Raw genomic sequence first — 20,231 nt, 5'->3', positions numbered from 1 at the left:
AACACGTCCTGTCGATCACCGACCACGACCGGGAACTGGGTGCCATGGCCAGCGCGCGCGACCAGGTCGAGGCCTACGGCTTCGCGGCGCGCCGGCAGGTCCTGGCGCTGCTGCGCGGCGACGACGAGTCGACGGTGGATCCCCGCCGACGCCTCAGTCGATCGGTCGTCGGGGGAGTCCTGCTCGCGATCGCCCTGCTGGCCGGCGCGGGCGTCGCCGGGTTCCTCTCCGGCGGCGCGTCGGACTCGGTGCCCCGCGCCGGCGTGATCGTCGACGAGGACACCGGTGGGGCCTACGTGCTGACGTCCGGCGTGCTGCACCCCGCACTGAACATCGCGTCCGCGCATCTCGTCGCCGGCAAGCAGACCACCACGATCGCCGGCAGCGCGCTCGCCCGACTGCCGCGCGGCCTGCCGGTGGGCATTCCCGACGCCCCCGACCAGCTGCCGCCCGCCGGCGCCCTCGACCGGGGTGCCTGGACGGTCTGCTCGACCGCGCCGCGGGCGGAGGCCGAACGGGCCCGGGTCGTCGTGAGCCTGGGCGCACGCGTGCCGACGCCGCTGCCGGCCGGTTCCGGCGTCCCGGTGCGCTCGTCCGACGGCGTCCTCTGGCTGCTCGAGGACGGCGTGCGGTACCGCGTCGACGCCGCCGCCTCGACCCTGCTGGGCCTCGACCGGGTGGCGCCGGTGGCGGTCGGGGCGGACGTCCTCGACCTCGTGCCCGAGGGGCCGCGGCTCGCCGTGCCGACGGTGCGCGGCGCCGGCGCGACGCCCACGGTGACGCTGCCCTTCGCCGCGAAGGTCGGCGACGTGGTCGAGGCCGACAACGGCACGGCTCAGCCGGCCCGCTACGTCGTGCTGTCCGACGGCGTCGCGCCGGTCGACCAGCTCGCCTTCGCCCTGCTCGCCGGTGGCGCGGACAGGACGCTGCGGGTGCAGGCCAGTCAGGTCGTGTCCGTCGCGTCGACGTCGCGTCCCGACCTGCCCGACGGCTGGCCCCGCACCTTCGCGCTCGCGCGACCGCCGGTGTCGGCCGCGCCGCTGTGCGTGTCCTACCGCCCCGGCGCCGCGGCGTCCGGTGCCGCCTGGCCGGTGACGGTGAGCGAGCCCGCGACCGTCCCGCTCCCCGCCGGCGCGCGAGCGAGTGCACCCCGGTCGGGCCGGCTGCCCACCGCGGCCACCGGTGTCGCCGTCCCGCCGGGCAGCGGCGCACTCGTCAAGGCGGTCGGTGCGGGCGGTGTCGACGGCGTGTACGCGCTGGTCACCGACAGCGGGCTCCGATTCCCGATCGCGGGGGCCGACGCCGCGGGCCGGCTGGGCTACGACGTCGCCGCGGCGCAGCGCGTGCCCCTGCCGTTCGTGCGCCTGCTGCCGTCGGGGCCGGCCCTGGACCCCGCCGCCGCGGCCGCCGAGTACTCCGGATCGCGCTGAGCCGCCGCCTCCTCAGCCCAGCTGGGCCGGGTGCGGGCGCACCTCGCGCTCGTCGACCGCCCGCCGCCGTCGCCGCCCCGCGACCCAGCCGCGCCGGCGGCCGGCACGCACGCTGATCGTCGCCGTCCCGATCACCACGGCCAGCGCCGCCAGCACCGCGGCCGTGCCTACGATCGCGCCGTGACCGTCGTCGCCGCGGTCGTCGTGGGTGCGGGCGATCGGCACCCGCCCCGCCGCGGCGCCGGGACCGGCCGAGGCGGGTCCCCGCGCGTCGGTGAGCGCGGCGTACGGGTCGACGACCCCCGCGCCCACCGCGTCGGCGCGGCCGCCGTCACCCGGCGGGACGGCGCTGCGCTCCAACCGGGCGATCACCCCGGCCGCCGACAGGTGGGGGAAGCGTGACCGCAGCAGCGCGGCGGCGCCGGACACGACTCCCGTCGCGAAGCTCGTCCCGGTGACCGTCACGTAGCCCTTGCCCCCACGCGGGACGGTGGTCAACGAGTCGCCGGGGGCGGCGATCGAGATCCAGGAGCCCGTGGACGCGCCGGACACGGGAGCGTCGTCGGCGTCCACGGCGGCGACCGCCAGCACGCCCGGGTAGGCGGCCGGGTACTGCTTGGCGCGCGTCGATCCCCCTGCACCGCCGGCCCCGCCGGCCTCGTTGGCCGACGCGGCCACGACGACCACGTCGTGCGCGACCGCGTACTTCACGGCGGCCCGGATGTCGTCGTGGTCGGCCGGCTGCGCGAAGGACAGGTTGATCACGGACGCGTGCCGGGCCGCATCGGTGATCGCGGCGGCGACGAGGGCGGACGGCACCTGCCCGATGTCGCCCTGGATCGACACCGGGTACACGCTCGCGCCGGGCGCCACGCCGGACACGCGGTCGTCGCCCGCCTCGGTGCGCCCCGCGACGATGCCCGCGATCTCGGTGCCGTGACCGTCGCAGTCGACCCGGCCGTCCGGCGCGTCGGCGTAGACGGCTTTGGTGTCCACGACGTGGTAGCTGCGCCCGAGCTGCACCGCGCCGGCGAGCTTGGGGCTGGCGGGATCCACGCCGGTGTCGACGATCCCGACGGTCACGCCGGTGCCGGTGGACAGCGGCCACGCGTGGTCCAGGCCGAGCTGTTCGAGCAACGGGTCGCGTGGGGCCGTGGCGGGGATGGGCACGCCGGGGGTGGGTGCCTGCTCGCACGAGCCGGGCGCCGCCGCTCGCGGTGCTGTCGCCGCTGCTGTCGCCGTCGCTGCGGGGACCGACGGCAGCACGACGCCGGCCGCGGCGAGCAGCCCCGCCGCGAGCGCGCGGCCGGCCGGCATCCCGCGCACGGACCCTCAGTCCCCGAGGTGATAGATCGTCGCGTACACGTGCCACACGCCCAGGACGAGCGGGGCGACGGCGACCAGCATCACCGTCTCGGCCAGGTCGAGGAGGCGTCGCTGCCGCGGCGTCGCCACCCACCGGCCGGCGGTCAACCCGTTGCCCAAGGCGGCGAGGGCGACCGCGGCCGCCACGACGGCGGTGAGGATCAGCGGTCGCTCGCCCGAGCGCGACAGGGCGACCAGCGCGAGTCCGGCGAGGGCCACTGCGGCCGCGGCGACGGTGATGAGGACCGGGCGCCGTGCCGCGAACAGCCGGGCCCGCAGCAGCACGAGCGCGACGAGCACGCCCGCGAGCGCGCGCGCCCACCACCCCGGTGACGCGGCGAGGACCACCACGCCGACCGCGGTGACGCAGAGCGCCCCGGCGGTCAGCCCGGCGAGCAGCGCCCGGGCGTTGGCCACGCGACCGGCGGTCCGGGCCTGGTCGACCTCGCCGGGCAGCTCGGCGAGGTCGGCGGCGTTGAAGGCCAGCTCGGGCCGGGGCAGCCGGGCCAGGCGCAACGACAGCGCCGGCAGCATCGTCGTCGCGGCGAGGGCGAGCGGCGCCACCACGGCCGCGCACCGCGCGGGGGTGACGTCGGCGAGGACGAGCACGAGACCGGCGATCCCGCCGAACAGCGCGAGCATCGCGAAGCCACCGGCGATCGACTCGTACCCCCCGACCAGCGCGGGCAGCAGGGCGGCGACCAGCAACAGCGCCGCGCACGCGATCAGCAACCGCTGCCGGTCCCACGGCCCGTGGACGAACAGCGCCGCGCCGACCGCGGCGAACGGGCCGGCCAGCGCCGCGACGAACGCACCGCCCCCGAGGTCGCCAGCGGCCCGGGACACCGCGAGGCCACCGAGCAGCAGCACCGCCGCGACGGCCACGCAGATCGCCGCCTCGAGATACTCGTGCCGGGGCATGCGGGCCAGCGCGGCCAGGGCGGCCAGCATGGCCAGCCCGCCGATGACGGCGGCGGTCGCTCGACGCTCGCGCGCCGTCCATCGCTCACGAACGGAGTCGCGGCCGACGAGCTCCACGACGTCGTCGAAGAGCGGGTCGTCCACGACCTCGTGCACCGGCTGCAACACCAGGACGTCACCGTCGCGGATCTCGTTGCCGTCCATGCTGCGGGCGAGGTCCAGCGTCCGGCCGTCGAGTCGGCACAGCCGCCACCCGCCGTGGCCGGGAACCGCGGCGTCGTCGTCCTGACCGACCTGACGCAGCAGGACGGGCAGGAACGCGGCCACCGGCACGGAGTTCGGCACGGCGACGTCCGCGCGGGTACGGGGTGCCGACAGCGTGATACGCGAGAACCCGGACAACGGCGACGGGGCGACCACCAGCCATTCCCTCCCCAACTAGGCGCACCGTGATTCGCATGGCACGGTTGCGCTGCGATTGTGACCTATCGATGATCGTCGCGGTATCCACCGCGGCGGCGTCGCCCGACGCCCGCGCAGGGACGTGCTCAGGAGCAGAGACGTGACGACGACGGTCTTCCGGCGGCCACCGCGAATCGAGCCGCCCACGGTGCCGACGGGGGACGTCGTCATGCAGCCGCCTCCGGAGCTGCCGCGCCCGGACGGCAACAACGCCTGGCTGACCGCGCTGCCGGCGCTGTCCGGCCTCGGCTCGGTGGCGTACATGTTCGCCGGTCCCGCGAACCCCATCACCTACGTCGCCGGCTCCATGTTCCTGTTCAGCTCCCTCGCCATGGTCGGCGGCAGCGTGCTGCGCAGCCGCACCTCCAACAAGGGCAGCGCCAACCAGTCGCGGACGGATTACCTGCGCTACCTGCGGCGGGCACGCGGTGACGTGCGGCAGGTCGCCGCGGCGCAGCGGGAGCTCGCGCTGTGGCGCGGCCCCGCCCCCGAGCAGCTGTGGACGATCACGACCGGTCGACGGTTGTGGGAGCGGCGGGCCGGTGACGACGACTTCGCCCTGCTGCGCGTGGGGACCGGCCCGCAGAACCTGGTCACGCCGCTCGTCACCGGCGAGACGGGGCCGGTGGACGACCTCGACCCACTGGCCGCGACCGCGCTACGGCGATTCGTGCTGACGCACGGCGTGCTGCCCAGTGCGCCGATGATGATCGCCGCCCGCCGGCTCGCCGCGATCCGGTTCAGCGGCGACCGCGACGCGGCGCGCGCCCTGTGCCGCTCGGTCGTGCTGCAGGCGGCCGCGTTCCACGCGCCGGAGGACCTGCGCATCGCCGTCTGCACCCGCGACGTCGACGACGGCGGATGGGCGTGGGCGAAGTGGCTGCCGCACGCGCAACTGCCCGACGAGACGGACAACGTGGGTCCGGTGCGGCTGATCACGCCGTCCGTCGCGTCGCTGGAGGCCATGCTCGGTAGCGAGCTCACCAGTCGCCCACGCTTCAACCGCAGCGCGGCGGCCGATCCCGAGGTCGCGCACCTGCTCGTCGTGGTGGACGGCGGCCGGGCCGAGGACGCCGAGCTGCTGCTCGACGACGACGGGCTGCAGGCCGTCACCGTGCTCGACCTCGACGGCGCGGCCGACGACCTCGTGCGTGCGCACGGCATGCATCTCGTCGTCGACGACGGCAAGCTGGCGCAGCGCGTCGGCGACGACCTCGTCTGGCTCGGCGACGCCGACGCGGTGGGCGCGCCGCTGGCCGAGGCGCTCGCCCGCCAGCTCGCCGGCGTCCGCCTGGACACGGCGGCCGCGCAGGGCGAGGACCTCGGTACCGCCGACAACACGTTGCCGGGCCTCTTGGGTATCGCCGATCCGGCGCGGTTGGACATCGAGCGGTTGTGGCGCAACCGGCCGGTCCGCGACCGGCTGCGTACCCCCATCGGGCCGGCCGCGGACGGCACGGTGCTCGAGCTCGACATCAAGGAGTCCGCGCAGGACGGCATGGGGCCGCACGGATTGATCATCGGCGCGACCGGGTCGGGCAAGTCCGAGCTGTTGCGCACGCTCGTCCTCGGCATGGCGACGACACACCCCAGCGAGGTCCTGAACCTCGTCCTCGTCGACTTCAAGGGCGGCGCGACGTTCGCCGGCATGGCCGACCTGCCCCACGTGGCGGCGGTGATCACGAACCTCGAGGACGACCTGACGATGGTCGACCGCATGCGCGAGGCGTTGTCGGGCGAGCTGAACCGGCGGCAGGAGGTGCTGCGGGCCGCCGGGAACCTCGTGTCCGTCCGCGACTACGAGCGCGCCCGGCTGCAGGGCACGAACCTCCCGCCGCTGCCGTCGCTGTGGATCGTCGTCGACGAGTTCAGCGAGCTGCTGGCGCAGAAGCCGGACTTCTCCGAGCTGTTCGTGCAGATCGGCCGCCTCGGCCGCTCGCTCGGAGTCCACCTGCTGTTGGCCTCGCAACGCGTGGACGAGGGCCGGCTGCGCGGCCTCGAGTCGCACCTGTCCTATCGCATCGGGCTGCGGACGTTCTCCGAGTCCGAGTCGCGCGCGGTGCTCGGCGTCCCCGATGCGTACACCCTGCCGAGCGCCCCCGGGCACGGCTTCCTCAAGGCCGACACCTCGGGGCTGCGGCGTTTCCGCGCCGCCTACGTCTCGGGCGCGCACCGCGGGACCGAGACCGACGACGGCGCGGGACTGCTGCCGGGGCGCGAGGTGCGCCCGTTCACGGCGTCCTACCAGCCGGTGTACGTGCCCGACGACCTGGCCGACACCGCCGCGGCCGCCCGGCACCGCGACGGCACCGAGGAGTCCGACGCCGACGAGACGACGGTGCTCGACGTCATGGTGTCCCAGCTCGTGGGGCGCGGCGCGCCCGCGCACCAGGTCTGGTTGCCGCCGCTCGAGGAACCCGAGACGCTCGACCGCCTCTTCGACGACCTGCGGGTGCGCGACGGGCGCGGATTCGGGGCAGCGCCGGACTCGCGACCGCTCGCGGTCCCGTTCGGGACGATCGACCTGCCCTTCCAGCAGCGCCGCGACCCGTTCGTCGTCGACTTCGCCGGCGCCAGCGGGAACGTCGCGGTCGTCGGCGGCCCGCGGTCGGGCAAGTCGACGCTGCTGCGCACGATCATCACCGCTCTGGCGCTGCGGCACACGCCGGCCGAGGTGCAGTTCTACTGCCTGGACTTCAGCGGTGGCGCGCTGTTCGGCCTCGCCGAGCTGCCCCACGTCGGCGGCGTCGCGGGCCGGCAGGACGCCGCGGTCGCGCACCGCATGGTCGCCGAGGTCGCCGCCATCGTCGAGGCGCGCGAGGGGCGGTTCCGCGACGTCGGGGTCGACTCGATGAGCGGTTACCGGCGGGCGCGGGCCGAGGGGCGGGTCGACGACCCGTACGGCGACGTCTTCCTGGTCGTGGACGGGTGGGCGGTGCTGCGGCAGGACTACGAGGACCTCGAGACCGAGCTCACCAATCTCGTCGGGCGCGCGCTCACCTACGGCGTGCACGTGATCCTCAGCGCGAACCGCTGGCTCGATCTGCGGCTGGGCCTGCGCGACCTCGTCGGCGGCAAGCTGGAGCTCAAGCTCGGTGACGCGCTGGATTCCGAGATCGACCGCCGCGCGCAGCAGGCGGTGCCGGCCGGCCGACCCGGGCGCGGCGTCACCCCGGGCAAGCTGCAGTACCTGGCCGCACTGCCCCGCATCGACGGCAGCCAGGACGACGACGACCTCGGTGCGGGGGTGGCGGACCTGGTCGTGACGGTGCGCGACGCGTGGGACGGCCCGGGCGCGCCGGCGGTGCGGCTGCTGCCGGCCCGGGTGACGGCCGAGGACCTGCCGGCCGATACGGCCGATGCGGCCGACCAGGTGGTGCTGGGCATCGAGGGGCAGCGGCTGCAGCCGGTCGCGTTCGACCCGCGCCAGGAGCAGGGCCTCGTCGTCCTCGGCGACGGCGAGAGCGGCAAGACGAGCCTGCTGCGCTCGATCGCGACCCAGGTGACGACGATCTGGCAGCCGAGCGAGGCCAAGATCGTGCTGATCGACTACCGTCGCTCGCTGCTCGGCGAGTTCTCCGGTGACGGCGTGCTCGCCTACGCGGCGACCGCGCAGCAGGCCGTCGACGCGGTCGCCGGGCTGGCGGAGGGTTTCACCAAGCGACTGCCGGGTACCGACGTCACCCCCGAACAGCTGCGCACGCGGTCGTGGTGGACGGGCCCCGAGGTGTACGTCCTCGTCGACGACTACGACCTCGTGGCCAGCACGCAGAACCCGCTGCTGCCGTTGGTGGACTTCCTGCCGCAGGCCCGCGACATCGGCCTGCACCTGGTGATCGCCCGTCGGGCCGGCGGCGCGAGCCGGGCGCTCGTCGACCCGGTCGTGGGGCGCCTGCGCGAGCTCGGCCAGCCGGCGGTCGTGCTCAGCGCGCCGCGCGACGAGGGCGCGCTGTTCGGGGTCCGGCCCGGCCCGCAGCCGGCCGGCCGCGGCACGTTGGTGAACCGGCGGTTCGGCACGGTGCCGATCCAGCTGCTCGCCGCCGACCCGCCGGGCTGAGGCGCCGGCAGGGGTGCGGCAGCTCGCGAGCCTGAGAGATCGCGGACCGGGCAAATGTCCCCATTTGCACAACCGCGGGCCGCGGACGATCATCGCAACACGCCGCCTCGGGTGATGAATTCGCTGTGAGCGGTGGGAACACTGTCGGCGCGGACCAGCCGGTCCGTCGTTCGTGGAAGTGGAGAGGGGTTGCACGAATGTCGATGAAGATCTCGTTCTCCGAGGTCCAGGCGGCGCAGAAGGTCGTCGCGGACGGCGTGGAGCAGATGAACCAGCTGACCCGGCAGATCCTCGCGCAGGCCGGCGCCTCCCAGGCCGCCATGCAGGCGCCCGCCGGTCAGGTCACCAGCGAGACGTTCGGCGATCTCGGCGGTGGCGGCAAGGCGTTGGCCGAGACGCTGACGCAGCTGCACAACGACCTGAACACGCTGCAGCAGGTAGCCGCCGAGGGGTCCGACGAGGCCACCCGGCAGGCACAGGCAGGCGCGGTCAACTCGCCCATCGCGGCGCAGATGTGAGGGGCTGACACACCATGGGCAACGACTTCCTGAAGTTCGACACCGAGCAGATCGCATCCATCGCCAAGGCGACGCAGTCGCACCAGGCGCAGTGGGACGAGATCTGGAACGGCGTGAAGGCGCGGCTGTCGGCGACCGCCGCCGAGGCGCTGTCGCAGGAGCCGGGCGGCTCGCTCGAGCACCGCACGCAGGAGTACCACCGCAAGACGCAGCAGTACAACGAGCAGCTGCTCGCCCAGTCGCACGCGGTGACCAAGGTGGGGGGTACGGCCGAGGACTACAACGGCCGCATGACCCGCACCATCGCCGGCTGAACGGGTCGCGCGAGGTCGTCATGCGCAGCGGAGCGGTCGGCCGGCGGCGTCGCCGGTCGACCGGGTCGGGGCTTCTGCTCGGCCCGGTGACGGTGGCAGCCGTGTTGCTGTCGGCGTGCTCGTCGGCCGGTGGCGAGCCGGCCGGCCCGCCGTCCTCGACGGCGACGGCACCGACGTCGGCGACGCCGAGCAGTGACCCGGTGACAACCTCGACGGCGCCCGCGCCGATCGCCTCCCCGACCGCCTCGCCCGAGCCGATCGCGAAGCGACGGATCGTGCGTCCCGATGGTGCACGCCTGGTCGATTTCAAGACGTGCTCCGGCGCCGCGGGCGGCTCGCTGGTGGGCGCGATCCAGGCCCAGATCTTCAGGGCGACGACGCGCGCCAAGCAGGTTCAAGGGTTGCTGGTTCTGCGCGTCCTCGCCGAAGACAGCGAGCGGGACAGCGTCCAGGCGGCGAAGGCGTTCCGGGCGGCGGGCTACCCCGCCTCCTTCCCGGTGGTGACGGACCTGAAGAACCAGGCGGCGGCCTATCAGGAGCTGTTGCAGATGATCAAGGCGAAGGACGTGAGCGGCATTGCCCCGTTCTATCTGCGGCTGCGCACCGTCGAGGCGCAGTACGCGGCGGATGCGGGGGCCGAGCACGGTTCCGCAAAGGTATGCGATTTCTGATTTGAGGGAGTCAGCATGAGCGAACCACGGCACGACTCGACGCACCCGGCACCGCGCGCGTACTCCACGCGCATGAGTGACGACGGCACTGGCACCACCGACGGCTACGCGGTGAAGATCGCACCGGGCGACCTGGACGCGTCGATCGCCCAGTTCCGCGGTGCGCTGCAGCACCAGAACCCGATCCAGATGCAGACCATGCTGGGCGAGGCGATGCAGGTCGACGCCGCGTTCGGCGACATCCCGAACGCCACGTCGGCATACGGCCAGCTCAGGGACTTCGTGCAAAGCCACCTCGAGGCGATGCAGGAGATGGGTGTCTCGCTGGAGGACTTCGTGGCGCGGGTGCAGGCGGCGGCGAAGCTCGGCTACGAGGCGGACCCGGCGACGGTCGCGGCGGCGAAGCAGGCGGAACAGGCGCGGATCAGCCGGCTCAACCGGATGGCGTACTAGTCATGGCCGAGTGGGGCATCGAAGCCGCGTACCAGCTGCTCATGAGCCCGACGCCGTACTCGCAGGCGTCGGCGTCGGCCATGATGCGCAACTTCTCCTCCGCCGCGCAGCTGATGGCGCAGCACCTGCGTCAGACCGGCGCGACGGCCAGCAGCGCCGGCGACGCGGGGGTGGCGGCACAGCAGAAGGCCGAGGCCCACGCGGCGTGGTTCGACCAGGTCGCGTCGAACTCGGGCCTGGCAGCCGATCACCTCGACCGGCTCGTCACGACGGGCAACGAGCACCAGGCCACCGCCGAGGAGGTCTACGCCGGCTACCGGCAGGCGGTCGCGAGCGACACGGGGCCGAACCCGTCCGGCGAGCAGGACAAGGCCGTCATCGTGAAGAGCCAGAACGGCTCGCGCGTGCTCTCGGCCGCGGTGAACGACTGGGGTGACAAGTACTCGGGCTTCACGGCTCCCGCGCCGCCCCCGGTGCCCAAGAGCGCCGGCGCGCACCCGGCCCGCGGTACGACGGGCGGTGGCTCCGCCAGTGGCGGGGCCACCGGCAGCGGTACCGGCGGGCGGTCGGACGGGTCGACTGGCGACGCCGACGGCCTGCTCGTCCCGAGCGGTGGCTACGGCGAGTCCGGCACCTCGACACCGACACACGACCGGGGCGCGGGGGTGGCGGGCAGCGTCGAGGTAGGTCCGGACGGCGGCGACTTCGCCGGGTGGTACCGCGACCCGCGCACCGGCTACTACATCGATCCGCAGACCGGGCGGGAGTTCGACCCCGCGACGTCGCGCTGGGTCGACCCGGTCACCGGCAAGCCGTTCGGCGACGTCACCCAGTACGCGACCTCGCTGCAGGGTCTCGGGCCGGCCGCGACGACCGGCGGCCTGCTCTCCGACACCGGTGCCGGGGCCGTCGGCGGTGCCGGTGGCGGGAGTTTCGGTGGGCTGTTCGCCGGCGGCGGCGCGACCGGGGCGGCGGGCGTCTCCGGTGCGTACGGGGGCGTGCTGCCGCCGTCGTTGGTCACCGGCTCGGCGGGCTCGGGGTCGCTGTGGCGCCAGGCGGGGCGGACCGTCGACGTCAAGGCGCAGATGGCGGCCAACCTGGTGGCCCGCGAGCAGGCGGTGCGCTCCGGCCGTCCTTACCTGCCTCCGACCCAGGCCGGGCTCGGTGCCGGTGCGGCCACCGCCGCGGGCCGTACCCGTCCCGGCTACCTGACCGCCGACGGCGAGGAGGCGTCGCTGTTCTCGTCACGCGCGAAGGCGGCGTCGGGCGGCCTCGGCCGTGTCGGCGCGCTCGGCGCGGCGGCCGAGGAAGAGGGGGCTGCCGCGGCCGCCGTGCGGGCGGGACGGCTGCCCGGCGCGCTACGAAGCGGTGCCACGGCAGCGGGGGTCGGCGAGGAAGCGGGCATGGTCGGCAGCGTGGGGTCGCGGGTCGGTGGTCCGGCAGGCACCGGGACGGGTCGTGCCGGCAGCGTGGCGGCGGCCGAGGAGTCGGCTGCTGCGGGCGCGGGTCGCCGTCCCTACCTGCCGCCGACCCAGGCCGGCGCGGCGGGCGAGGACAAGCGGCGCGGCCGGGAACGGCCGGACTGGCTGGTCGAGGACGACGCGTTCACCGTCGAGGGGCGCGCCAACGGCGTGCTCGGAGAGTAGGAGGCCGCCATGCCCGAGATGGAGTACCGAACCAGTGACCTGCGTAGCGGCAGCGCTCACGCGGCCGCCGCGTCCGAGGCCGCCGACGACGCCGCAGCCGCGCTGGATGCCGCGGGTGGCGGGTCGCCCTTCGGCGACGTGGACGGGGCAGCCGCGCTGCACGGCGCGGTCGGCCACGCCCGCGACCACCACCAGGTGGGGGCACGGCGCGTGGCCCACAACGCCGACGCCGCGGCGCAACGCGCGTCGGGCACGGCCGCCCTCGGGGACGAGAACACCGCGGAGACCACGCGGGTCGCGCCGCGCAGCGAGCGTTCGGCCGCCGTCCGCGACGGCATGTGACGGCCGTTCGCACGGTTGACGGGACGACGGGAGGGAGATCGTCGTGGTGAGTTTCGACAGGGCGAGCCTGGCCGCGGCCGCGGGCATCGACCCGTGGGCGCTGCAGGCGAAGCTGGGCAAGGGCGACCCCGCCCAGATCGAGGCGCTGGCGGCTGCGTTCTTCCGCGCCAGTGGCCGGTCCGGCGCCGCCGAGACCGCCGCGCGGAAGTCGCAGGCGTACGTGCGGCAGGGCTACTCGGTCCAGGGATCGAGCCCCATCGACATGAGCGCTGCGGCCAAGACCCTGGTGCGCGACCCGGCCGTCGGCAAGGCGCACACCGCTCAGATCGCCAAGATCCTCGGCCACGTCGGCGGTGACCTCGGGCGTGCCGGCACGCGGGCCGGCCACGAGATCGACCAGCTGGACGCGGCCGTCAACCGGTTCGTCGCGTCGGCCCAGACGACGGCCAGAACCACCATGCACATGGCCCCCGAGGACCGCGAAAGCGTGCTGCAGGGGATCTTCGACGACGCGGTGGCCGTCGTGCGCAGTCACGGCGCCACGGTCAAGGGCCTGATCACCACCTACGAACGCACGCTGCACCAGGCACTGCGGTCCATGGCCGACCTCGGCTACATCCCGCCCGACGCCGTCGACGAGGGCCCCGGCGACGTCGACCTGGACACCGGCACGCAGGACGGCAAGACGACCGTCGCGGCGGCGAAGAGCGGGGACAGGGCCAGGCTCCGGCGAGCGATGTTCAAGATCCGCCTGATCGACGACGCGATCAAGCATCGTGGCGGACACGTCGACGACAGTCAGTACGCCTTCCTGTACGAGTACTACGACCAGACGGCGAAGCATTCCGACACGATCTGGAATGCGGCCAAGCACGATGCCGCCACCCGTAACGCCATCGCCCGGCCGTACGCCGACGGGATGTTGAACCTCACCCGAGGTGCCGAGCAGACCGACGATGAGGGCCACCCTCCGCACTACCGCAACGACCACGGTCCGGGCACCTACGGGCGTGGCGGCGTCAACGGGCTGCCGCAGAGCGTGCAGGACGTCCTGCGCTCGCGCATCGGCAAGGTCCAGCCGACGCCGCAGTACGCCGGCGGCGGGGACCACCCCACGCCGGACATGCGACGCGCGGAGTGGCAGGACGGGCACTGGGTCGTCGACAACTACGCCAACGACTCGGCTTTCGCCTCGCTGCTGAACAACGCCAGCAAGGGCGTGCAGGGTGGCGACGACTTCTCCAAGACGTTGGCCGAGACCGCGCTGCGCTGGAAGCACGACGAGAACGCAGTGCAGACCAACACCGCCAACTGGCTGCAGGCCGCCCACACCTACTACAACTATCCCGGTGTCGACAGCAGCGATAGCGACGCGCGAGCGCTCGGGTTCCCGCCGGACACCGACCCCAAACACCTGCACCTCGGCATGACCGACGACGGTGCCTCGGCAGCGCTGGCCACCGCATCTCGCAACAGCTACGCGTCCGCCAACGTCCTGAACGACGCGGGTGATCGTCACGCCGTGCTGGGGTTGAACTGGCACAACGGCGACGGCGCGAGCAAGCTCATCGTCTCTGGCACCGCGCCCGACCCGACCAACCAGATGCTCGATCCCCAGCACCCCGGTCAGAGCGTTCGTAACGAGGCGGCGCTGAACGTCATGCAAGACGTCGGCTCGGATTATCGCACCCTTGCGCATAATGCGAACGGTGCGGTCAAGGGTGCACTTACCACCGTTGCGATTGACCATCTCGCGTCCTTCGCGTCGCCTTCGTTGCGCCCGAGCGCCGGTGGCGACGAGGTTGGCACGCTGACCATTCCGGGTGGCCGCGACATTCACGGTGTGCAACTGTCGAACGACACCTCCGGGAATTTCCTGAAGGCGATCGCAACCTTCGGACCCAGACAGTACGGGTTGCTGCACGCCGCGGCGTTGGAGCAGGGCGCTCAATGGATTCATCAAGCGCCGCCCGGGTCGACCGACGCGACGAACACGGGTGCGGCCTACGCCAGTAACCTCGACGGTCGGATCACCGGCGCGGGTTTCGCCGCGGCGTCGGAGATCGCCGGGCAGGACGCGAAGCACGACCACGACACCTACGCCGCGGAGCTGGTCAAACAGCAGAACGAGGCAACCCACGACATGATGGGCAAGGTGGCGTTTCAGACTATCGACGCGGGACTCGATATTGCTTCCTTCGGTGCCAGCGACCGCATCGGCAAGGCTCTGGACGCGCTTTCCACGATCAACGGCCTGGCCAGCACCGGTTACGACGATTACGGCGAGTTCAACTCGTCCGACGCCAACTCTGAGTACATCCAACATCTGCAATCACAGGTGCACACCTCGCTGCAGCAGGCGCAGAACAGTGCTCATGTCAGTGATGCAACTCGGGTGGATCAGGACTGGATGGCCGTTCGGGCAGCCGCGCTCAATCCCGACCACGCCATGCAGGTGAGCCACGGCGGGCGCGTCGACGTCAGCAACCTGGTCGATGCCAACGGCCGTCCCTACCTGCCGGCAGGGCAGCTCGTCACCTCCAACGGAGCTGTCGCCAATCCCGCCATCGACGTCAACGATCCCCACTACCAATACGCCACGAGCGATGCGACCTATCACAAGGTGATCGCTCCGCTGCAGGACCACGTCTACGGTGCGTACGGGGACGGTTGGGCGGCCGAGGGCATCAATTCGACCGTGCAGAGCGCTGACGGAGCGCACGTGAAGTGGGAGCAGAAACCCGATGTCCTCAACGGCGACAACGCGACGTACTCGTGGAGTCCCGGGCGTGACCCGAACACCTGGGAGTTCTTCACGCCGGAACGGATCAAGTGAGCCGCAGCGCGCGATGGCTCGGCGCGCTCGTGGCGACGTTGGTCGCAACGCTGTGCGCGTGTTCGGGTGGGTCGGACAGCAAGGGCAATGACGCGGGCCCGTGTGACTGGCCGTCCTCGACCGCGGGTCTGGCGATCGGGTCGGCCAGGATGTCCGCGGCGACCTCGCGCGACCCGTCACGGGCTTACGCCATGGTCGTGGCCGTTGATCCGGCGACCGGGCGGCTTCGCGGCATGTGTCGGCTGAGGCGTGAGCCGAGTGCCTACCGCGCTTCGTTGCTCGTGAACGGCCAGCACTACGCGAGCGGGCCGACGAGCTATCCGGGACTGGCCGTGCCCATGACGGCCGACCCGGAACTGACGCCGGACAACGTGGACGAGACACACGGCGCGGTGCGCGATCTGCGCAGCGGAGAGGTCATCCGCCTGAGGTTCGCGGGCTGGGCGGTCCAGGCCACGGCGGGGCGTCGCCTGCTGCTTGTGAACATGGCGCACCGGACATTCTCCGATCCGCTCGAGACCCATCCGTCGGCGTGGTGCGTGCTGCCCTCACCGAACGCGCCCCGGTCGCAGTGCGCGCCCCTTCCTGGAGCCGGTTCCGTCGGTACCGCGGCGGTGTCGTCGTCCGGGTCGGTGTTCTGGGCGCCCGCCCACTCGACACCGCTGCGGGTTGGCGAGACAGCGGTGAACGTCGCGGCCGGCCCCGAGGGACGCATCCTGGCGGCCGGCACCGGGACGCCGGGGCGCCGGGGGAGCACCGGCTTGCCGATCGGTGTGGACCAGCGCACGGTCGTCTTCCTCCCGGGACCGCGCGGTCCCGGGGGGCGTCGCACGCTGCAGTGGGCACATGTCGCGACCGACGGGAAAGGCCGTCGCAGCGCGCGGCTGCACACCACGGGCGAACGGTACGACGACGATCTGGTCTGGGCGTCACCGACGACGTTCGCGTCCGACGCCACCGGCTCGCGCCTTGTCGTCGCCCCGGAGTCGGCCGGCAACGATCATTTCCTCGAGTTCACCGCGGGCGGCGGTCGCCGGGTCCTGCCCGCGTTGCGGTTGCCGGAGAACGTCGGGTCCTTCCACCTGTTCAGCTGGCCGTTCGCGACGAGCCCGGCCTCGTCGTGACCTTGTCCCGCGTGGTGCGATTCTTCCTGCTGCCCATGGGCGTCGCGGCGGGGTTGCTCTCGGCGTGCACGTCGGCGCCGACGCACCGTTCGGCCGGCCCGCCCGCGACGAAGCAGACGTGCGCGTGGGGGGCGGGGGCGCTGTCGGCGCCGGATCGTGCGTTCGCGGTCAACGGCGCGCAGAGTCGCAACTTCGACGCCTACGAGCTGGTCGAGTTGAGTTCCGGACGCGTACTCGACTCGTGCGCGTCCGGTTCGTGGTCGCCGTGGGGGTGAAGCAGGCGCTGAGTTCCCATGGTCGATCCGGTGCGAGCGGCTCCGCCGAGGCATGGCCGGGCAGCCTGCGTCCCGGTGGTGCGGACGGCATGACGGTGGCGGTGGCGGGTGGTGTGGTCGATCTGGCGTCGGGCAAGCGCACGGCAATCCACATCCCGGGGTTCGCGGCCGACGGCGTGGGGCGCACGCAGGTGTTCCTGGCCTCGACGCGGATCCGGTCGGTGGCCGACGCGGTGAAGCCGGGCAACTGGTGCGTGGCCGAGCTGCGTGCTCCCGCGCGATGCCGGCCGGTTGCGGGTGCGGACGGCCCGGGGAGCCCGGCGGTCGATGCCCGGGGCGAGGTGTTCTGGTTGTCCAACGAGGCTCGGGTCTCGACGGCGGTGGCGCCGGGCACGTCGAGTCGCTATCTGGTGCGCGAGGGGCATGGGCTGCTGACTGCGGCCGGGTTGGTGCGTCGTGGTCGGTTCGACGGGATCGACGACTATCTGGTGAGTCCGAACGGCGCCGGGTTCACGCCCAAGACCGAGTTCCACAGCGACCCTCCCGGCCCGATCCGTTGGTACAGCACGACCGTGGCCGGCGGCCTGCGATTGCATCAGGCCACCGCGACGTGGGCGCAGCTGTACCGGGCGGCACAGTGGCCCCCGGCCGGTGCGGACGGAGACTCGGACGACGCGTTCCACACCGACGTGCTGGTCTCGGCCGACGGCACACGGCTCTTCGTCACCCTGGCCCGCGCCGGTGTTCCCCGTGCCTCCGTGGCGCAGGTGAGCGAACGCGGCAATGTCAGCGTCGTGGCCCGGGCCTCGCGACGCAGCGACCGCCGCACCTCCTTTCTGGCTGAGAACACGCACCTGCTGGCGGTACGCCCGTCGTCGTCATGACGCAGCGCGGCGCTGCGCGGTAGCGTCACGCAGGGAGGGGAGGGGGCCATGGCCTTCACACGCGCCGACCTCGTCGCCGCCGCGGGGATCGACCCGTGGGCGCTCGAGGCCAAGGTGGCCGCCGGGGACCCGGCGCAGATCGATCACCTGGCGGCGGCGTTCTACCGGGCGGGTGACCGCACCGCCGAGGCCGCCCGAGCCGAGCAACGCTCCAGCACCCTCGTCCGGCACGGCTACTCCTCCGGTGGGGCAGCCCTGGACTACAACGCGACGGCGCGGCAGACCAGGGCGCATCTCACCGATGCGTCCGTGGCACTCCCACGCATCGCCCGGCTGCTCACCACCGTTGCCGAGGACCTCACGACCGCCCGCAGCGGCGCCGCGGAGCAGGTACGCGGGCTGGCCGGCGACCTGGAGCGCGTCGACGCCGCGTGGCGCAGCTTCCAGGCCGGTGCCGGGCACCACCTGCCCGGCGACGACCAACAGGCCGCGCTCGCGGGTTACCGCAACCAGGCCGTCGACGCGGTCCGTGCCCGCGGCAAGGCCGTCGCCGGTTGCATCGACGCCTACGAGGCGCGCCTCGCGCACTCCAGCAAGGTCATGGCCGACCTCGGCTTCGTCGCGCCATTGGGCCTGCGCGAGGCGGCCGTGCCCGCCATGCCCCCGGCCGGCGCCGATCCGACCAGGGTCGCCGCGTGGTGGAAGGGACTGACCCCGGCCGAGCAGCAGGCGCTGTTGCAACACCGCTACCAACAGCTGGGACGGCTGCAGGGGCTGCCCGCCACCGTGCTGAACACCGCCAACCGGCACCGGTTGAACGACCACCTCGCCGAACTCGATCGCGAGATCGCCGCGTTACGCCAGTCGCCGGGCGTCGTCACCGGCGACCCCGGCGCGGTGAACCGGCTCGGTGCGTTGCTCGCCGAGCGAGGTCAGGACGCCGGCATCCTGCAGGTGGCCAACCGACGCGGCGCGCCGCCGGTGTTCGTGCTCCGCTACGACCCCGAGGCCGGCGACGGGCAGACCGGGGTCGCGATCGCGCTCGGCGACCCGGACGTCGCGAACGACACCGCGGTCGTCGTGCCGGGGACGGGCAACAACGCCAGCAAGTTGAGCTCGGTCGCCGGCAACGGGCTGAGCATGTACGACCACATGTCGTCGTCCTCGAAGTCGGTCGTGGTGTGGCTCGACGGCACCGAACCGCAGTCGATCCCCGACGCCGCGTCCGACGAGTACGCCGACCGCTCGGCGCCCCGTCTGGCCGACGACCTGGCCGGGCTGCGTGCCGCACACGCGAGCGCGTCCGGCACGGCCGGCCACACCACCGCGATCGGTCACAGCTACGGCAGCTACATCCTGGGCAAGGCCCTGTCCGGCGGTGGCAAGGTCGACGACGCGGTCTTCGTCGGCTCGCCGGGCGTCGGGGTCGACCGGGCCGGCGACCTGCACATGTCCGGCGACCACGTGTGGAGCGGCCAGGCCGGGGACGACCCCATCATGTTCACCCCCAACCGGTTCACGCCGGGGCTCAGCGGCAACAACCCGTCCGAGGGCGATTTCGGCGCGCGGCACTTCGACGTCAGCGACTCCCACGGTCACTCGGAGTACTACCAGGGGCACTCCCTGACCAACATGGCGCGGATCGCCGACGGCAACTACGCCGCGGTGTCCACCACCGCGGCGCCGGACCACCGGGGGCTGCGCGAGCTGCCCACCGACGCCCTCGACACGTACGTCTTCGACCCCGTCGAGACCGTCGGGCACACCGCGGGCAGCCTGTTCACCGGTCACCCGATCGACGCGGCCCAGAACCTGTACCACGGGGTCGCCAAGAACCTCGGCGACCTCGGGCACACCGGCGAGGACATCGTCGTCGGGGCCGGGCACGTCGCCAAGTCGGCCTGGGACTGGATCACGTGACCGGACCGCCCGCGCCATCCCCGTGGCCGCCGCAGCCGCCCGTCCCCGTCCAGCCGGAATCGTCCCGCTCGCGACGCAGGGTCGTGCTCGGCGTTCTCGTGCTGGTTGCCGTCCTCGTCGTCGGAGTCGTCATCGGAGTAGCCGTGATCGTCAGCCACACGGGCGGGGGAGACAGCGCCTCGCCCACCATGAACCGCCTGCACCGGGTGCTCGACGCGCTCCCGCTGCCCGCCGGCGCCCGCCAGGGCGGCGAGGAGGCGCACCCCGAGGCCGCGCCCGCCACCCTGCAACGCTCGTACTCCTTGCCGGCGGCGACGGGGACGAGCGAGCAGGTCGTGTCGGCGTTGCGCCACGCGCACTACGAGCCCGTCGACGTGCTCAGTGGCGCCGCCGATCCGGAGGGCTGGGAGGCCGCGCTCGACCACCGCGACACGGGGATGATCACGGTGCGGCCGCCGGAGAACCACGGCCGCGGCGGGATCGACCTGAACTGGACGGCGGGGTTCGTGTTCGCCGAGGTCGACGCCAACGCGTTCCCGGCCTGAGCTCAGCCGTTCGGGGCGCTGAGCTCGACGTTGATGTCGTCGGGGTCCTGCACCGACAGGATCGTCATGCCGAGCGAGCCCAGGTCCTTCACCTCGCCGTGCTCCACGCCAGCGGCGGTGAGCCGCCCGGCGGCGGAGTGCAGGTCGTCGACCGAGCCGACGGACAGGCTGAGGTGGTCCAGCCCGACGCGGGTCGAGTCGAAGGTGTCGCCGGCGGTCGCGGCCGGTCGCAGCCCGAGAAGCTGGTCGCCGAGCGCGAAGCCGCAGCCGCCGTAGAGCTGATCCGGATCGTCACGGACGCCGGGCTCGTCGACGCGATCGCTGTAGTCGAAGACCGTTCCCGTCCCGAGCAGCTGCTCGTAGAAGGCCTTCGAGCGGTGGATGTCGGTCACCGTCAGCCGCACGTGGCTGAAGCCGGCGGGGCGCGCGATGGGTTCGGCTGTCATACCGGGACGATTCCCCGTGCGC

Annotated in this window: 17 protein-coding genes; 14 read left to right on the top strand and 3 right to left on the bottom strand. The window is 73.1% G+C overall.

What is annotated here, in order from left to right; translation table 11 throughout:
• The first annotated feature begins 44 nt into the window (after window positions 1-44).
• Window positions 45-1,430, top strand: a complete 1,386-nt coding sequence (gene eccB, locus BUE29_RS07205; protein WP_073388092.1) for a type VII secretion protein EccB — start codon at window positions 45-47, stop codon at window positions 1,428-1,430.
• 12 nt (window positions 1,431-1,442) lie between these two features.
• On the opposite strand, the gene BUE29_RS07200 is transcribed toward eccB, so the two are convergent.
• Both BUE29_RS07200 and eccD read right to left on the bottom strand, forming a co-directional pair.
• Entirely contained in the window at window positions 1,443-2,747 is a 1,305-nt protein-coding gene (locus tag BUE29_RS07200; RefSeq protein WP_234971410.1) for a S8 family serine peptidase, read from the bottom strand.
• A 15-nt stretch (window positions 2,748-2,762) separates the two neighbouring features.
• Window positions 2,763-4,136 (bottom strand): type VII secretion integral membrane protein EccD, encoded by a 1,374-nt coding sequence (gene eccD, locus BUE29_RS07195; RefSeq protein WP_159440838.1) that lies wholly within the window; start codon window positions 4,134-4,136, stop codon window positions 2,763-2,765.
• A 142-nt stretch (window positions 4,137-4,278) separates the two neighbouring features.
• On the opposite strand from eccD, the gene eccCa reads away from it, so the two are divergent.
• The 13 genes from eccCa (at window position 4,279) to BUE29_RS07130 (ending at window position 19,763) form a co-directional block, all read left to right on the top strand.
• The gene (gene eccCa / locus BUE29_RS07190; protein WP_073388086.1) at window positions 4,279-8,235 is read left to right on the top strand and encodes a type VII secretion protein EccCa; all 3,957 of its coding nucleotides are present in this window, start codon (window positions 4,279-4,281) and stop codon (window positions 8,233-8,235) included.
• Between the two features lie 197 nt (window positions 8,236-8,432).
• Window positions 8,433-8,753 carry a hypothetical protein gene (locus BUE29_RS07185; RefSeq protein ID WP_073388084.1) on the top strand — a complete coding sequence of 107 codons (321 nt, stop codon included), beginning with the start codon at window positions 8,433-8,435 and terminating at the stop codon, window positions 8,751-8,753.
• 14 nt (window positions 8,754-8,767) lie between these two features.
• Window positions 8,768-9,067: a hypothetical protein gene (locus BUE29_RS07180; RefSeq protein WP_073388082.1), complete on the top strand. Its 300-nt coding sequence runs from the start codon at window positions 8,768-8,770 to the stop codon at window positions 9,065-9,067.
• A gap of 101 nt (window positions 9,068-9,168) precedes the next feature.
• On the top strand, window positions 9,169-9,738 hold the full coding sequence (locus BUE29_RS21900; protein WP_143168041.1) for a hypothetical protein: 570 nt from the start codon (window positions 9,169-9,171) through the stop codon (window positions 9,736-9,738).
• 72 nt (window positions 9,739-9,810) lie between these two features.
• Window positions 9,811-10,191 carry a hypothetical protein gene (locus BUE29_RS07170; RefSeq protein WP_073388078.1) on the top strand — a complete coding sequence of 127 codons (381 nt, stop codon included), beginning with the start codon at window positions 9,811-9,813 and terminating at the stop codon, window positions 10,189-10,191.
• Between the two features lie 2 nt (window positions 10,192-10,193).
• Window positions 10,194-11,837, top strand: coding sequence for an OCRE domain-containing protein (locus BUE29_RS07165; protein ID WP_073388076.1), 1,644 nt, complete (start codon window positions 10,194-10,196; stop codon window positions 11,835-11,837).
• A gap of 9 nt (window positions 11,838-11,846) precedes the next feature.
• Window positions 11,847-12,179, top strand: a complete 333-nt coding sequence (locus BUE29_RS22420) for a hypothetical protein (protein ID WP_073388074.1) — start codon at window positions 11,847-11,849, stop codon at window positions 12,177-12,179.
• Window positions 12,180-12,222: 43 nt separating this feature from the next.
• Window positions 12,223-15,015, top strand: coding sequence for a putative alpha/beta hydrolase (locus tag BUE29_RS07155; RefSeq protein WP_073388072.1), 2,793 nt, complete (start codon window positions 12,223-12,225; stop codon window positions 15,013-15,015).
• A gap of 275 nt (window positions 15,016-15,290) precedes the next feature.
• Window positions 15,291-16,139, top strand: coding sequence for a hypothetical protein (locus BUE29_RS07150; RefSeq protein WP_143168039.1), 849 nt, complete (start codon window positions 15,291-15,293; stop codon window positions 16,137-16,139).
• An 11-nt stretch (window positions 16,140-16,150) separates the two neighbouring features.
• Window positions 16,151-16,414 carry a hypothetical protein gene (locus tag BUE29_RS07145; RefSeq protein WP_143168038.1) on the top strand — a complete coding sequence of 88 codons (264 nt, stop codon included), beginning with the start codon at window positions 16,151-16,153 and terminating at the stop codon, window positions 16,412-16,414.
• On the top strand, window positions 16,411-17,298 hold the full coding sequence (locus tag BUE29_RS07140) for a hypothetical protein (RefSeq protein ID WP_143168037.1): 888 nt from the start codon (window positions 16,411-16,413) through the stop codon (window positions 17,296-17,298). Before BUE29_RS07145 ends, BUE29_RS07140 begins: the two co-directional genes overlap by 4 nt.
• 48 nt (window positions 17,299-17,346) lie before the next feature.
• Entirely contained in the window at window positions 17,347-19,218 is a 1,872-nt protein-coding gene (locus tag BUE29_RS07135) for a putative alpha/beta hydrolase (protein WP_073388064.1), read from the top strand.
• Between the two features lie 83 nt (window positions 19,219-19,301).
• Entirely contained in the window at window positions 19,302-19,763 is a 462-nt protein-coding gene (locus BUE29_RS07130) for a hypothetical protein (RefSeq protein ID WP_073388061.1), read from the top strand.
• A 2-nt stretch (window positions 19,764-19,765) separates the two neighbouring features.
• On the opposite strand, the gene BUE29_RS07125 is transcribed toward BUE29_RS07130, so the two are convergent.
• Window positions 19,766-20,209, bottom strand: a complete 444-nt coding sequence (locus BUE29_RS07125) for a VOC family protein (protein WP_073388058.1) — start codon at window positions 20,207-20,209, stop codon at window positions 19,766-19,768.
• Window positions 20,210-20,231: the final 22 nt, after the last annotated feature.

The organism is Jatrophihabitans endophyticus (genome assembly GCF_900129455.1).
Taxonomy (GTDB): domain Bacteria; phylum Actinomycetota; class Actinomycetes; order Mycobacteriales; family Jatrophihabitantaceae; genus Jatrophihabitans; species Jatrophihabitans endophyticus.
Note: the sequence above shows the minus strand (reverse complement) of the source record. Positions and strands in the feature narration are given on the sequence as shown.